This window comes from Microbacterium sp. NPDC055312 (assembly GCF_053645675.1).
Genome location: NZ_JBSHMU010000002.1, coordinates 438,613 through 453,678 on the forward strand (window position 1 = coordinate 438,613; position 15,066 = coordinate 453,678).

A 15,066-nucleotide genomic window follows, 5' to 3' on the forward strand; every position below is an offset into this window, starting at 1 on the left:
GCCCGACCCCGCCCCGGCCCAGAGCACAGGCTCTTGAACTCGGATGAGTCGCGGAGGAGGATGTCGGCGAGTCGACATCGAAGTCGGCTCTTCGGCATCCGGACGTCTGCTGGGGAGGCTCCGCCCGGTTGAACACGGTTCGGGGTGGAAACCGGACCGGGAAATCGGAGGAATCATGCGCGTACCTCGTGCACTCATCGCAGCGAGCGCCCTGTCGGCTCTCGCTCTCACCACGCCGGCGCTCGCGTCGGCGGCAGACCGAAGTCCGGTGGTGAAGGAATGGTCGTCCCAGCTGGCGGCGCCGTTCAGCCTCGCCGTCGAAGGCCACCGGCTGCTGGTCGCCGATGGCGGCACAGGCACGGTGGGACAGCTGCAGCCGGACGGCACCATCGCCCCCATCGTCGAAGGCGTGCCGGGCCTCGCCGGTCTCGCCGTCCGGGGGTCGTGGATGGCCTACGGATCGTCCGTCGAAGACGACGCGACCGAGCCGCCGACCATCAGTGAGAGCGGCCTGAACATCCGCGACCCGCGCGGCGCGACGACGTACATCGACTTCCGCGCCTACGAAGACGCGAACAACCCCGACGCGGGCAACGCGTACGGCGTCACGGATCCCACGAGCTGCGCTGCGGGCACGGCCTACACCGGGCTGTACGACTCGCACGTCTACGGCGTCGCCGCATGGCACCGCGGCTGGCTGGTCGCCGACGCCGCATCCAACGCGGTGTACCAGGTCAGCGACAAGGGAGAGATCAGCACGCTCGCGGTGCTGCCACCGGTTCCGGTCACCCTCACCGCAGAGACGGCCGGGATGCTGGGGCTCGGGGACTGCGCGATCGGAGACGTCTACTACGCCGAACCGGTCCCGACCGGCGTCGCCGTCGGCCCGGGAGGCGCGATCTACGTGACCACGCTGCCCGGCTTCCCCGGGGAGTCGGCGTCTCTCGGCGCGCTCTGGCGGATCGACAGCCGCACCGGCGCGATCAGCCAGGTCGCCTCGGGCTTCTCCGGGGCCACCAGCCTGTCGATCGCCGCGAACCGGGTGTACGTCGCCGAGCTGTTCGGTGGGGAGATCTCGGTCGTCGACGGCGGGCAGGTGTCGCAGCTCGCCGCTCTGCCCGGCGCCGTGGGCGTCGCCGCCTCCGGCAATGGCACGGTCTGGGCGTCGACGCTCGACTTCGCCGGCGGACCGGGAACGCTGGTGAGCATCGCCAACGGCAAGGTGAAGGTGCAGGCGCACCTGCGCCGCTGAGTGCCTCGTACGCCCGTACTGGGGATGCAGAGAGACCCCCGCCGACCCGATTCGGCGGGGGTCTCGCGGTCTGCGACCGCGGTGGGAGCACAGTGCTCACCACGGCGCGGCTGAGTCAGGCACCCGATCCGGTCACGCTCTGTCGCCGCGCACCGACAGTTCTACGCGACCCGGGTGACGCCGAGGTGAACGAGAGGCCAACCTCCGGCATCCGCCTTCCGACCGCACGCGCCTTCCGACCGGCATCCGCATTCCGACCGCACGCGAAAGCGCCGGTCGACTCCGAGAGACGACCGGCGCTTTGCGGTGTGCGGTCAGCCCGCGACGGTCACTTCGCCTTGGGCGGGGTGACCGAGATGAGGGCTGCGGTGTCGTGCTGCATCGACTTCTTGACGGTGACCACAGTGCCGTAGCCGACCCCGGCGTCAGCGGGGTTGCCGCTGCCGAGCACGGTGCTGCCCAGGTTCAGGCCGTACAGGTCCGTCGCCGGGGAGCCGTCCGCGTTCACCACGCGCGTGGTGTACGGCGCGTCGCCGACCGAGGGAACCACGACCGAGGCGTCGCGCAGCCGGTAGTAGAGGTCCTCACCGCGAACCTCGATGCCCGGAACCCAGCCCTTGTCGTCGGTGAACGTGCTCACCGCCGGCTGCGGGGCGAACGTGGTGCACGCCTCGTTGTAGTTCGCGTCGACCGAGCAGTCCTTGAACGAGTACGTCGGCTGCGTGCCGAACGCGGCGTTCGAGCTCTGCGCGCGAGTCGAGACGTTCTTCAACGGCGACGGGTCCATCTCGGCCTGTGCGCCGGTGCGGCGCAGCGGGTCGAAGTGGCTGTCGACGAGAAGCAGGCCGCCCTTGGCGCCCCAGCTCGGCAGGGCCGTGTGGTTGGAGGCGACGTGGTTGGTGTCGCCGTAGGTGGTGTCGCGGTACCAGACCAGTGCGCCCGGTGCGTTGTACGGCACCTTCTCGACCTTCCACGCCTCGTCGCTGTACACCGTGGTGTAGCCGTACTTCAGACCCTCGTCGAAGCCGTCGAGGTTGCGCCACTCGACCAGGTAGTACTGCGCCTTGATCTGCGTGCCGCTGTCGTGGTGCCAGCCCGCGCCGGTCGTGTCGGTCCAGGTGCCGACCGCGGCCGTCCAGCCGTTGTCGCCGGACTCGACGTCATCGGTCCACACGGCGGTGCCGGCGCTGGTCAGCGCGAAATCGTCGGCGAACCAGCCGCGCTCCTCGAACGCCGCGTCGGTCGCCTGACGCAGTCGCACCTGGATGTCCTGGCCGGCGAACGCCGTCAGGTCGATGTAGTCGTGACGCCACCCGTCGCTGGAGCCGGTGAGCCCGTACTTCTTGCCGCCGAAGTCCTTGAGGCGACCGTTCGGGTCGGAGTAGCCGTCATCGGTCGAGACGAGCGCGCCCGCCTCGTCGAAGACCTTCTGCTCGGCCCAGGTCGCACCGCCGTCGGTCGACACCTCGACGAAGCCGAAGTCCCAGTCCTCCTCGATGACGTAGTCGTTCCACATCCAGAACCGCGCGTCTGCCGGCACGTCGGCGATCGAACGGGTGAGGGTGACGTCGGCCCAGCTCTGGTCGGCGCCGGAGTACCACATGTCGGCACCGCTGTGCGGGGTGGTCAGGACGATCTTCTTGTCGGGCAGGTTGATCTTGATGCCGTCCTCGGTGCCCTTCTTCGGGCGCGAGGACTGGCCGACCTTGACCGTGCTGGACCGGTCGCCGGGGTTCACGACCTTCGGGTCGACCCAGCCGAGCACCCACTTGTCCCAGAGGCCCATGTGGGTCGGCATCGACTGGAAGATCGGGCCGGAGTGCGAGCCCGAGCTCATCAGATCCCAGAAGTCGATGTCGGAGTTGCCGGCGTTCGACGTGTCGTACAGGTCGGGAAGTCCCAGATCGTGGCCGTACTCGTGGGCGAAGACGCCCACGCCCGAGTCCTCGGGCTGGACGATGTAGTTGGAGATCTTCAGGTCGGTGCCCGGGATCGATGCCCCGCCGGCGACAGCCGACGAGTGCGCCCAGATGGCGTAGGTGCCCTCGGTACCGCCGCCGCCGGACTTGTCGGCGCCCGCGTGCACGAGCACCACGTGGTCGATCACGCCGTCGGGCTCGAGCACGTCGCCGTCGCCGTCACGGTCGCCCTGATCCTCGATGTCGTAGTCGGCCCACGGGAAGGCCGGGTTCTGCGCCGCCACGGCGGCGACGGCGTCGATGGGCAGCTGGCCCGGCCCGAGCGGGTTGTCGGGGTGGCCCTGCATGTCCTGCATGGGCCCCGCCTCCCAAGCGCCGGCATCGTTCTTGTGGCAGACGGTCGCACCGTAGTAGCCCTCGGAATGCGGCACGGTGACCCACTCGGTGGCGGAGCCGCTGAGCGAGTATCCGCCGCGCGACATCTCCTCGTACATGTTCTTCATCGTGTAGCCCGAGATGTCGAAGCCGGGCTTGCCGTCAGGACCGGTGAGATCCGTGCGCACGCGCTCGGTGATGCCCTCGTCGGTGAACAGCATCTTGTTGAAGTGCTCACTCGAGAAGTCCGGCACCCACATCGAGTTGTTGTCGAGATGCGCGGTGTCGGCCGGGTTCGGGATGTTGTTGTGCAGGGTCGGCCCCTGCAGGCTGCCCGGCTTGCAGTCGGTGGCGCCGAACTCCGTCGGCACGTACAGATCGCTGAAATCGTCGGTGCCGTCGAACTCGACGAGGATCGTGAGCAGCTTCGCCTGCTGCGTGCTCTTCGCCTTCTTCAGCTGTTTCGGGCTCTTGCCCGTCTTCAGGGACTTCGCCTCGGTCTTCGCCAGCTGCGCTGCGGCCTTCGGGTTGCCCTGGGCGAACTTCTGGTCGTGCGCGGCGGCCCGCTCGAGGGCCTTTCCGCTCACCGAGCGCTTCTGCTGCCCGCTGGTGTCGGCGATGGGCGTGTCGGCGGGCACCTCGACGATGCTGTCGGTGCGCGGAGCGACATAGTTCATGTAGTACTCGCCGGCTCCGATCTCGGGCGCCGCCGTCGGCGTCCCGCTGTCGGACGATGGGGCCGCCGTCGCGCTCGCGCCGCCGAAGGCCGTGAGGCCCGCGGCTGCGATCACGAAGGCGGACGTCGCGGCCACCGCGCGTCGTCGCGCTGGGGCAGTCCGTTGTGACATTGCTTCTCCCTCCGGACACCGTCGCGCAGGGGTCGCGCAACGGTGCGAATGACGCGCCCCGGTTGGAGCGCCATATACGGGTTTACCTGTCGAAATGCTGAGAGGGAAGAGGAAACGCAAGAAATCTTGAGCCGACGCAAAGCTGAGGCTCGGCTCGAGCGCGTTAGTAGGAAGCCCTAGTAATTGTTTGGACGGCCGCGTATCGTTGTCACTGTGCCAAAGACGGCGCAGAGGAGTGTCTCACAATGACTCGGATCATCCCCCACTTCATAGGCGGAAAGCACGTCGAACCCAGCGGCGGCCGCATGGCCGACGTCTTCGAGCCGAGCACGGGTGCCGTGCAGGCCCGGGTGCCGCTCGCCTCGTCCGACGAGGTACGCGCGGCGATCGACGTCGCCGAGGCCGCGCAGCCCGCCTGGGCCGCCGCGAATCCGCAGAAGCGAGCGCGCGTGCTCATGCGCTTCGTCGATCTCGTGAACCGCGACATGGACGAGATCGCCCGCCTGCTCTCGAGCGAGCACGGCAAGACCTTCGACGACGCCAAGGGCGACGTGCAGCGCGGGCTCGAGGTCATCGAGTTCTGCATCGGCGCTCCGCACCTGCTCAAGGGCGAGTACTCCACCGGCGTCGGCACCGGCATCGACGTCTACTCGATGCGCCAGCCGCTGGGCGTCGTCGCGGGCATCACCCCGTTCAACTTCCCGGCCATGATCCCGCTGTGGAAGGCCGGCCCCGCCCTGGCATCCGGCAACAGCTACGTGCTCAAGCCGAGCGAGCGCGATCCCTCCGTGCCGGTGAAGCTGGCCGAGCTGTTCCTCGAGGCGGGCCTTCCGGCCGGCGTCTTCAACGTCGTGCACGGCGACAAGGAGGCGGTGGATGCCCTGATCACCGATCCCCGCATCCAGGCCGTGGGTTTCGTCGGATCCACCCCGATCGCCGAGTACATCTACACGACCGCGACCGCGAACGGCAAGCGCGCGCAGTGCTTCGGCGGGGCGAAGAACCACCTCATCGTCATGCCGGATGCCGACCTCGATCAGGTCGCCGACGCGCTGATCGGTGCCGGGTTCGGGTCGGCGGGCGAGCGCTGCATGGCGATCTCGGTCGCGGTGCCGGTGGGGGAGGAGACCGCGGATGCCCTCGCCGCCACGCTCACCGAGCGCGTCGCCGAGCTGAAGGTCGGGCCCTCGCTCGCCGAGGGCGTGGACTACGGCCCCCTGATCACGCGCGACGCCGTGAACCGTGTCACCGGGTACATCCAGCAGGGCATCGACGAGGGCGCCACACTGCTCGCGGATGGCCGGGGGTTCTCCGTCGACGGCCACCAGGAGGGCTTCTACCTCGGCCCGACCCTGTTCGACCACGTCACGACCGACATGGCGATCTATCGCGAGGAGATCTTCGGCCCGGTGCTGGTGATCGTGCGCGCCGCCGACTACGAAGAGGCGCTGGCCATGGCATCTGAGCACGAATACGGGAACGGGGTGTCGATCTTCACCCGCGACGGCGACGCCGCGCGTGACTTCACCGCCCGCGTGAACGTGGGCATGGTGGGCGTGAACGTGCCGATTCCCGTGCCGATCGCGTACTTCACCTTCGGCGGCTGGAAGCGCAGCGGGTTCGGCGACCTCAACCAGCACGGCACCGACGCGTTCCGCTTCTACACGAAGACCAAGACGGTGACGAGCCGCTGGCCCTCCCACGGCGCCCTTCGACAGGCTCAGGGGCCCAGCGACGGTGCGAGCTTCGTCATCCCCACGATGTCCTAGGAGCCGGAGCCATGACCATGATCGAACCGACCACCGTCACCGCCGAGGAGCGCGAGGCGATCCTCGGCGCCGTGCGCGAGTACGCCGAGACCGAGCTCGCCCCGCACGCCGCCGAGCGCGACGAGAAGCACATCTTCCCGCGCGAGTCGCTGCAGCGCGGCGGAGAGCTGGGCCTGGGCGGCATCTACGTCGGCGAGGAGTTCGGCGGTTCCGCGCTGAGCCGCACCGACACCGTCGCCATCTTCGAAGAGCTCGCGAAGGGCGACCCTGCGGTCGCCGCGTACATCTCCATCCACAACATGGTGGCGTGGATGATCGACACCTACGGCGACGACGACCAGCGTGCGCAGTGGCTGCCCGGGCTGACCGCCATGCAGCAGTTCGGCGGCTACTGCCTGACCGAGCCCGGCGTCGGCTCCGACGCCGCGAACCTCGCCACCAGCGCCGTTCGCGACGGTGACGACTACGTGCTCACCGGGGTGAAGCAGTTCATCTCGGGCGCCGGCGAGGCCGCGGTGTACGTGGTGATGGCGCGCACGGGTGAGGCCGGCTCGGGAGCGAAGGGCATCTCGGCGTTCCTCGTGCCGGGCGACGCAGAGAACCTCAGCTTCGGCGCGGAAGAGAAAAAGATGGGCTGGCACGCGCAGCCCACCCGTCAGGTGATCTTCGACGGGGTGCGTGTTCCGGCATCCGCCCTGCTCGGCGACGAGGGGCGCGGCTTCGCGATCGCCATGTCCGCGCTCAACGGGGGCCGGCTGAACATCGCGGCCTGCTCGCTGGGCGGCGCGCAGTGGGCGATCGAGAAGGCGGTGCAGTACGTGCACGAGCGGGTCGCCTTCGGCGAGCCGCTGGCCGAGAAGCAGTCGATCCTGTTCGCGATCGCCGACATGCGCACCGAGCTGCAGGCGGCCCGGCTGATGGTGCGCGACGGCGCGCAGGCGGTCGACGAGAAGGCTCCGGATGCCACGATGCGGTGCGCCATGGCGAAGCGCTTCGCCACCGACGCGGGCTTCGAGGTCGCCAACCGGGCCCTTCAGCTGCACGGCGGCTACGGCTACCTGCAGGACTACGGCCTCGAGCGGGTGGTGCGCGATCTGCGCGTGCACCAGATCCTGGAGGGGACGAACGAGATCATGCGGCTCATCGTCGGACGCGAGATGCTGCGCCCGGCGGGGTCGGCGTCGATGCGGAGCGCATCATGACCCGCATCGCCTTCCTCGGTCTCGGACACATGGGCCTGCCGATGGCCGTGAATCTGGTGAAAGCCGGGCACGAGGTGCACGGGTTCGACCTCGTGCCGGCCGCGATCGACGCGGCGCGCGCGGCGGGCATCCCGGTCGCCTCCAGCGGCGCCGCGGCGGTGGCGGATGCCGAGGTCGTGATCACCATGTTCCCCGCCGGGAAGCACGTGATCGCCGCCTACCAGGATGAGCTGCTGGCCGCGGCGCGGCCGGGCACGCTGTTCATCGAGTCGTCGACGATCGCCGTCGACGAGGCGCGCACCGCGCACGAGCTGGCGATCGCCGCCGGGCATCGCAACATCGACGCACCCGTCTCGGGCGGAGTGGTCGGCGCCGAGAACGGCACCCTGGCGTTCATGGTCGGCGGGTCCGACGACGACTTCGCCGCGGCGCTGCCGCTGCTCGAGGTCATGGGCAAGCGCATCGTGCACTGCGGCGGTCCGGGGCTCGGCCAGGCCGCGAAGGTGTGCAACAACATGATCCTCGCCGTGTCGCAGATCGCCGTCGCCGAGGCCTTCGTGCTCGGCGAGCGGCTCGGGCTCGAGCATCAGGCACTGTTCGACGTCGTCTCTCAGGCATCCGGTCAGTGCTGGTCGATCACGACCAACTGCCCCGTTCCCGGGCCCGTGCCCACGAGTCCCGCCAACCGTGACTACCAGCCCGGATTCGCCGGAGCGCTCATGGCGAAGGATCTCGGTCTCGCGCTGCAGGCGATCGAGCAGACCGGAACGGATGCCAGGATGGGCCGCCTCGCGCAGCAGCTGTACGCCGCGTTCGCCGACGGCGCGGGGGCGACGCGTGATTTCTCGGGCATCATCACCGACATCCGCGAGGGCACGGTCTGAGGCAGCTGTCGACTGGGCCCATATGGTCGCCTCGTCCGCGGGGATGCAGCCATTCGGGACCAGTCGCCGCCCGGGCTGGCGGGGCGCACCCCGCGGGCTCGGCGTCCAGGGTGCCAGCTGGGCCTATATGGCCGCCTCGTCCGCGAGGAGGCAGCCATTCGGGACCAGTCGCAGCAGGGGCGCGCGGGGCGCACCTCACGGGCTCGGCGTCCAGGGTGCCAGCTGGGCCTATGGCCGCCTCGTCCGCGAGGAGGCAGCCATTCGGGACCACCGCCGGGCAGTTCGAAGGCGGCGACGTCGGACCGACCTGAGATACTGGAGGCGCCGCGACGTGGCGGCGGGAGGGGAGCGACATGTCCGAGTACGAGACGATCCTTGTCGAACAGCGAGGACGGGTGGGCTGGATCACCCTCAACCGGCCCGAGGCGCTGAACGCGCTGAACGGCCAGGTCTCCGAGGAGGTCGCGGCCGCGGCATCCGGCTTCGATGCTGACGACGGCGTCGGCGCGATCGTGGTGACCGGCTCCGAGAAGGCGTTCGCCGCGGGCGCCGACATCAAGGAGATGGAGTCCAAGACCGGCGCCGAGATGCTCGATACCGACCACTTCGGCGCGTGGACCCGTTTCGCCGCGGTGCGGACCCCCGTGATCGCCGCCGTATCGGGCTACGCGCTCGGCGGCGGCTGCGAGCTGGCGATGATGTGCGACATCATCCTCGCCGCCGACACCGCCACGTTCGGCCAGCCCGAGATCAACCTCGGCGTCGTGCCGGGCATGGGCGGCACGCAGCGGCTCATCCGCGCGGTCGGCTACTACAAGGCAGCCGAGCTCATCCTGTCGGGTCGACTGATCAAGGCCGACGAGGCCGAGCGCATCGGACTCGTCTCGCGCGTGGTTCCCGCGGCCGACCTGCTCGATGAAGCCACCACGCTCGCCGAGACGATTGCCTCGAAGTCGCTGCCGTCGCTGTACGCGGCCAAGGCGACGCTGGATGCCGCGATGGAGACCACCCTCGCAGCCGGCCTCGACGTCGAGAAGCGTCAGTTCGCCGCGCTGTTCGACACGGCGGATCAGAAGGAGGGGATGGCCGCGTTCCGCGAGAAGCGCCCCCCTCATTTCCAGCACCGATGAGTATCGCCATGGAAGCACTGCCTGACGACGACGACCTGACCCTCTCCGAGGCCGACCGGCGCGAGCTCGTGCAGTGGACGGTGGCGTGCGCCGAGCGGATGCTGCCGCTGTTCCTCGCCGAGCGTCCACACGACAGCCGGCCGCGTGATGCTCTCGACGCGGCGCAGGCCTTCCTGCGCGGCGAGCTCGGCATCGACGAGGTGCGCGAGCGGGCGTTCGCCTGCCATGCCGCCGCCCGGGAATCGACCGATCCGAACGCCATCGCCGCCGCGCGCGTGTGCGGGCAGGCGGCGGCCGTCGCGCACATGGCCGGGCACGCCCGGCAGGTGCCCCGCTACACGGCGAAGGCGTTTCCGGGCGACCGCTCGCGTCGCGACGAGGAGCTCGCCTGGCAGCGGATGCGTGTGCCCGAGCGCTTCGACCACTACGTCTACGAGGGTGACTGAGCGCACGCATCGCGCGCCGGGCGATTCTCGCGAGACTTGCTTTCCAGCACGAGACGGCGCCTCTGGAGCACTGTTTCATGCTGGAACCCAAGTTTCGCGGGCTGGGGCCGGCGCGGCTGCGGGGTGCGGTGGCGGGCGCGGCCGGGCACGAGTAGCAGGCGGCCGAACGAGGTCAGACCGCGGTGCGCAGCTCGGCGAGGGTCTTCTCGAGGCGGCGCTGGCGCGTGGCATCCTGCTTCGCCTCGGCGATCGAGCGGGCGATCTCCTTCCGCCGCGTGTACGACAGGCCCTCGAAGGCGGCCCGCGCGACGGGGTCGGCATCCAGCGCGGCGGCCAGCACGTCGGGAACGTCGACTGTTCGCTCATCGGCATCCGGGGCGATGATCACGTCGAACTCGTCGCCGAGGTCGACGCCCATCTCGGCGCGCACCGCCTTGCTGAACCCGATGAGGTTCCTGCCGCCCATGCGGGCGAGGCGCAGTCGGGCCGATCGATCGCCGATCGTCACCACGACCGGAAACGCCTTGGCATCGCTCAACGCCGCCACCTGCTCGTCGTCGAGCACGATGGCTCCGGCCGGGCCCATCGGCTCGAGAACGGTGTGCAGCGTCAGCTCGCTCATGCCGGTCATCCTAGGAAAGGTGCGGCTCCTGCGAAATGGGCGCTCATCGCGTCGTTGCGCTCGGTGATCACCCGGATCAGGTGCCGGCGCATGGCCATGGCATCCACGACTCGCCCCAGCGGGCCGAGCGGAGAGCGGAAGTCGATCGTGTCGCGCATGAGAGTGGCGCCGTCGAGAGGCACGAACTCGTGCGTGTGCACGAACGACCCGAACGGTCCGCGAACCTGACGGTCACGGAAGCGACGAGGGCGATCGACGTCGAACACGAGCGAGGTCATCCGGAACCGCAGGCCGAAGTGCCGGGCGCTCCAGGTGATCTGCTCACCCTCCTCGAGGCGGCCCGACGTGCGTCCCGATGCGACGCGCTCGCCGTGCGAGCGCTGCGACGCGAGGTGCAGGCCCACGTCGAGCGAGACGTCGAACACGTCCTCCGGCGGCGCGGGGATGACGCGCTCGAGAGTGAACGACGGCATCAGAGCGGGTCGGGCAGCGGGCGCGGATCGGTGAAGTCGCCGGCGTTCTTGCGCAGCCGGGCGACGATGCCGACCAGGGATGCCGCATCATCGGCGTCGAGGCCGGGGGAGGAGAACACCTCGGTGTTCAGCGCCGCCGTGGCGCGCTCGACGAGGTCGCGACCGGACTCGGTGAGGGTCAGCAGCGCGGCGCGTCCGTCATGCGGATGCGGGTCGCGACGCACCAGGCCGTCGCGCACCAGGCGCTCGGCGGTGCTGGTGACGCTCGTCGCGTGCACCTGCAGACGGGCCACGACGCTCGACAGCGGCAGGGTGCCGGTGCGGCTGAATGCGAGCAGGCGCAGCACCTCGTAGCGGGCGAAGGTGACCTCGAAGGGCTTGAGAGCTGCATCCACTCGCGCCAGCAGCAGCTGCTGCGCGCGCATGACCGACGTGACCACGGCCATGCCCTCGGCGGCGTCGGTCCAGCCGTGCGCGAGCCACTGCCTCTTCGCCTCGGCGAGCGGGTCGATGGGAAGCGGTCGGGGACGGGCCATGCGTCAACGCTATCGGCAGCCGACCCACACCAGCGCGAGACTGAGTATCATTAGATGTGACACCTGATTCCAGAAGATCGCGCGGGTAGGATCGAACCTGCGTGAGGGAGGTTCGATGAAGATCTACGTCCTGGTGAAGGAAGTGCCCGACACCTACGGAGACCGCAAGCTCGATCTCGAGACCGGCCTGGCCGATCGAGCGGCCGGAGACGTCGTGCTCGACGAGATCACCGAGCGTGCGCTCGAGGTCGCGCTGTCGTACGCCGACAAGAACCCCGGAACCGAGGTCGTGAGCCTGTCGATGGCCCCCGAATCGGCCACGGCATCCGTGCGCCGGTCGCTCGCGATCGGCGCAGGCTCGGCGGTCCACGTCGTCGACGAAGAGCTGCGCGGAGCCGACCTGACCCTCACGGCGGAGGTGCTGGCCGCCGCGATCCGTCGCGGCGAGCCCGACCTGGTCATCACCGGCAACCTCTCCACCGACGGCGTCGGCGGAGTCATCCCCGCGATGCTCGCCGAGCACCTCGGCTGGGCGCAGGCGACCGCGCTCAGCGCGGTCGAGATCGGTGACGGGCAGCTGACCGGCACCCGCACGGGCGACGCCGGTACGCAGGACGTCACTGTGCCGCTGCCGGCCGTCATCTCGATCACCGAGGCGCTTCCGGATGCCCGGTTCCCCAACTTCAAGGGCATCATGGCCGCCAAGAAGAAGCCCCTCGAGGTGCTCTCGCTGGCCGACCTCGGTGTCTCGGCGGACCCGGCGCTCGCCCCCCGCACGATCATGACGAGTGTCGCCGAGAAGCCGGCGCGCGCCGCCGGAGTCAAGATCACCGACGAGGGCGACGCGGCGGCGCAGCTCGTCGAATTCCTCGCGCAGAACAGGCTGGTGTGACATGGCGTACCCCGAGAAGTCGATCCTCGTCCTCGTCGATGTCGACCCGTCCGGCGCGGCCGCCAGCAGCACCGCGGCACTGATCGGCGCCGCCTCGACGATCGGAGCGCCGGTGGCGCTCATCGTCGGTGGCAGCCAGGCGGCGACCGACGCCGCAGCGGCAGCCGGCGCGCAGGTCGTGCTCACGGCGCCGGGCGACACCTCGTCGCTGACCGTGCCGGCCGTCGATGCCCTGCAGAGCGCCTACCGTCAGGTGCAGCCGGATGCCGTGCTCATCTCGAACTCGATCGCCGGTCGCGATGTCGCGGGCCGCTTCGCCGTGCGCGAGAAGCTCGCCCTCTCGGTCGACGCGGTCGGCGTCTCGCGCGACGACGAGGGCGTGACCGCGCAGCACTCCGTCTACGGCGGCTCGTATCTCACCGACTCCGCGCCCACCTTCGGCACCCCCGTGGTCACCATCCGTCAGGGCGCCGTGGACGCGCGCGCCGAGGCGGTCGCCTCGCCCGTGATCGAGGAGCTGGCGGTCACGGCATCCGGCGCGGTCGCCGCCGCCGCAGGCGAGATCGCCGCCGAGGAGAAGACCTCGTCGCGGCCCGAGCTGCGCGGAGCCACCCGGGTCGTCTCGGGCGGCCGCGGACTGGGCTCGAAGGAGAAGTTCGTGCTCGTCGAGCAGCTGGCCGACGCGCTCGGCGCGGCTGTCGGCGCGTCGCGCGCCGCGGTGGATGCCGGATACATCCCCTACGCGCACCAGGTCGGGCAGACCGGCGTCTCGGTCTCGCCGCAGCTGTACGTCGCGCTCGGCATCTCGGGCGCGATCCAGCACCGCGCCGGCATGCAGACCGCGAAGACCATCGTGGCGATCAACAAGGACGGCGACGCTCCGATCTTCGACGTCGCCGACTTCGGCATCGTCGGTGACGTGTTCACCGTGGTGCCGCAGCTGATCGAGGCGCTCGAAGCCCGGAAGAAGTGACCATGGCCGCAACCATCCGCCGCGGCCTTCCGCGGGTGAAGGGCGGCGAGCCGTGGCCTCCCGCCACCGAGGTCGAACCCCCTGCTCCCACCGAACCCGCCGAGCCGCCCACCGCGTCGACAGCACGGGACCTCGCCGAGGGTACGGCTCCTTCGCGTGAACAGGGCGTGCAGTCGTCGACGTCCCATGCTCTCGACGAGGGGGGTCCGGATGCCCAGGGGTCGGCGCGCGTGCGCCTGCGGCGGGGGCTTCCTCGTGTAGCGGGCGGTGAGCCGTGGCCTCCTGCGGACGCCGCGTCCGTGGCATCCGCCGACGCCGCCCCCGCGGCCGCGGCCGCAGCCGGCGCCGCAGCCGGCGCGTCGAGTGAACGGGACCTCGCCGAGAGCACGGCTCCTTCGCGTGAAGAAGCCGCTCGGTCGGCGACGTCCCGTGCTGTCGGCGGGCCTGCGGCGTCCGCAGCGTCGGCACCGGTCCGACGCGGGCTGCCACGCGTCGCGGGAGGGGAGCCGTGGCCGCCGGTCGGAATCGTTCCCGTGATCGCAGACGCCGGCGCACCCGCCGCGACCATCGACGAGGCCGTGCATCATGACGAAGCGGCGACCGAGGTCACCGGCGTCCCCGTCAGCCAGGAGGTCGCGGTCGCCGCGGCATCCCGTCCTGATGTCTCCACCCCGCTGTCGTTCCCGCGCACGGTGTGGCCGGGCCGCGCCCCGCGGCACGCGGCCGCGCCGCTGCCCGAATCCTCGCCGCTGCGGCCCACCTGGCCGCAGGCCATCGGCGGACTGCTGGGTCTGGCATCCCTCGGGCTGCTGGCCCTCGCCGCGGTGTTCCTCACACGCGCCTTCCTCAGCATGCCGTTCATGCAGGACTTCCTCGCGACCTACCCGGGTGAGTACCACCCCGCCGTCGCCGTCGAGCCGGGATTCGCCCCGTGGGCGAACTGGGCGCACTTCTTCAACATCTTCCTGATGGTGCTGATCATCCGCTCGGGCCTGCGCGTGCGCACCGAGAAGCGACCCACCGTGTTCTGGACGCCGCGCGGCAACAGTAAGGGCAAGATCAGCCTGACGCTGTGGTTCCACCAGGCGCTCGACCTGCTGTGGATCATCAACGGCGTCATCTTCGTCGTGCTGCTGTTCACCACGGGTCACTGGGCGCGCATCGTGCCGACGAGCTGGGAGGTCTTCCCGAACGCGCTGTCGGCCGGGCTGCAGTATGTCTCGTTCGACTGGCCGACCGACAACGGCTGGGTGAACTACAACAGCCTGCAGCAGCTGGCCTACTTCGTCACGGTGTTCATCGCCGCGCCTCTCGCCATCGTCACCGGATTCCGGATGTCGGGGCTGTGGCCGAAGAACGCCGAGAAGCTCTCGAAGGCGTACCCGGTCGAGTGGGCTCGCGCGCTGCACTTCCCGGTGATGCTGTACTTCGTCGCGTTCATCATCGTGCACGTCGCGCTCGTGTTCCTCACCGGGGCGCTGCGCAACCTCAACCACATGTTCGCCGCGCAGGGATCGGTCGACGGCATCGCGTACGCGGATGTCTGGACCGGGTTCTGGGTGTTCGTGGGCGCGATGGCGGTCGTCGCCGCCGGCTGGTTCGCCGCCCGTCCGCTGGTGCTCGCGCCGATCGCCAAGCTGTTCGGGCAGGTGTCCGGCCGCTGATCCGGTGGGGATTGCGTCTCGGCGCAAGAACCGGGTTTCTTGATCGTCCACAGAGCGGAATGCGCCCTCGTTCCTTCCGTC

At 69.9% G+C, this 15,066-nt stretch carries 13 protein-coding genes; 9 read left to right on the forward strand and 4 right to left on the reverse strand.

Annotated elements, in window-relative coordinates; genetic code table 11:
* Positions 1-175: 175 nt before the first annotated feature.
* Positions 176-1,252 carry a ScyD/ScyE family protein gene (locus ACWIDW_RS06490; protein ID WP_454123899.1) on the forward strand — a complete coding sequence of 359 codons (1,077 nt, stop codon included), beginning with the start codon at positions 176-178 and terminating at the stop codon, positions 1,250-1,252.
* 328 nt (positions 1,253-1,580) lie between these two features.
* On the opposite strand, the gene ACWIDW_RS06495 is transcribed toward ACWIDW_RS06490, so the two are convergent.
* Entirely contained in the window at positions 1,581-4,358 is a 2,778-nt protein-coding gene (locus tag ACWIDW_RS06495; RefSeq protein WP_454123901.1) for an immune inhibitor A domain-containing protein, read from the reverse strand.
* A 281-nt stretch (positions 4,359-4,639) separates the two neighbouring features.
* Between ACWIDW_RS06495 and ACWIDW_RS06500 the strand changes: the two genes are divergently transcribed.
* From ACWIDW_RS06500 to ACWIDW_RS06520, 5 genes are all read left to right on the forward strand, one after another.
* Positions 4,640-6,163: a CoA-acylating methylmalonate-semialdehyde dehydrogenase gene (locus ACWIDW_RS06500; protein WP_454123903.1), complete on the forward strand. Its 1,524-nt coding sequence runs from the start codon at positions 4,640-4,642 to the stop codon at positions 6,161-6,163.
* 11 nt (positions 6,164-6,174) lie between these two features.
* The gene (locus ACWIDW_RS06505) at positions 6,175-7,365 is read left to right on the forward strand and encodes an acyl-CoA dehydrogenase family protein (protein WP_454123905.1); all 1,191 of its coding nucleotides are present in this window, start codon (positions 6,175-6,177) and stop codon (positions 7,363-7,365) included.
* Positions 7,362-8,249 carry a 3-hydroxyisobutyrate dehydrogenase gene (gene mmsB / locus ACWIDW_RS06510; RefSeq protein ID WP_454123907.1) on the forward strand — a complete coding sequence of 296 codons (888 nt, stop codon included), beginning with the start codon at positions 7,362-7,364 and terminating at the stop codon, positions 8,247-8,249. Before ACWIDW_RS06505 ends, mmsB begins: the two co-directional genes overlap by 4 nt.
* A gap of 353 nt (positions 8,250-8,602) precedes the next feature.
* Positions 8,603-9,379, forward strand: a complete 777-nt coding sequence (locus ACWIDW_RS06515; RefSeq protein WP_454123908.1) for an enoyl-CoA hydratase-related protein — start codon at positions 8,603-8,605, stop codon at positions 9,377-9,379.
* An 8-nt stretch (positions 9,380-9,387) separates the two neighbouring features.
* Complete coding sequence (locus ACWIDW_RS06520; RefSeq protein ID WP_454123910.1) at positions 9,388-9,825, forward strand: putative immunity protein; 438 nt, start codon at positions 9,388-9,390, stop codon at positions 9,823-9,825.
* 172 nt (positions 9,826-9,997) lie between these two features.
* On the opposite strand, the gene ACWIDW_RS06525 is transcribed toward ACWIDW_RS06520, so the two are convergent.
* The 3 genes from ACWIDW_RS06525 to ACWIDW_RS06535 are packed head-to-tail and all read right to left on the reverse strand — an operon-like array spanning position 9,998 to position 11,456.
* Positions 9,998-10,447: a YdeI/OmpD-associated family protein gene (locus ACWIDW_RS06525; protein ID WP_454123912.1), complete on the reverse strand. Its 450-nt coding sequence runs from the start codon at positions 10,445-10,447 to the stop codon at positions 9,998-10,000.
* Positions 10,448-10,452: 5 nt separating this feature from the next.
* Positions 10,453-10,920 (reverse strand): SRPBCC family protein, encoded by a 468-nt coding sequence (locus ACWIDW_RS06530; RefSeq protein ID WP_454123913.1) that lies wholly within the window; start codon positions 10,918-10,920, stop codon positions 10,453-10,455.
* Positions 10,920-11,456 (reverse strand): MarR family winged helix-turn-helix transcriptional regulator, encoded by a 537-nt coding sequence (locus ACWIDW_RS06535; RefSeq protein WP_313355916.1) that lies wholly within the window; start codon positions 11,454-11,456, stop codon positions 10,920-10,922. The genes ACWIDW_RS06530 and ACWIDW_RS06535 overlap by 1 nt, the downstream gene beginning before the upstream one ends.
* 115 nt (positions 11,457-11,571) lie before the next feature.
* Between ACWIDW_RS06535 and ACWIDW_RS06540 the strand changes: the two genes are divergently transcribed.
* Genes ACWIDW_RS06540 through ACWIDW_RS06550 form a run of 3 tightly spaced genes read left to right on the forward strand, consistent with a single transcriptional unit; the run spans position 11,572 to position 14,985 of the window.
* Positions 11,572-12,348: an electron transfer flavoprotein subunit beta/FixA family protein gene (locus tag ACWIDW_RS06540; RefSeq protein WP_454123914.1), complete on the forward strand. Its 777-nt coding sequence runs from the start codon at positions 11,572-11,574 to the stop codon at positions 12,346-12,348.
* A 1-nt stretch (position 12,349) separates the two neighbouring features.
* Entirely contained in the window at positions 12,350-13,321 is a 972-nt protein-coding gene (locus ACWIDW_RS06545; protein WP_454123915.1) for an electron transfer flavoprotein subunit alpha/FixB family protein, read from the forward strand.
* 2 nt (positions 13,322-13,323) lie between these two features.
* Entirely contained in the window at positions 13,324-14,985 is a 1,662-nt protein-coding gene (locus ACWIDW_RS06550; protein ID WP_454123916.1) for a cytochrome b/b6 domain-containing protein, read from the forward strand.
* The last annotated feature ends 81 nt before the right edge of the window (positions 14,986-15,066 follow it).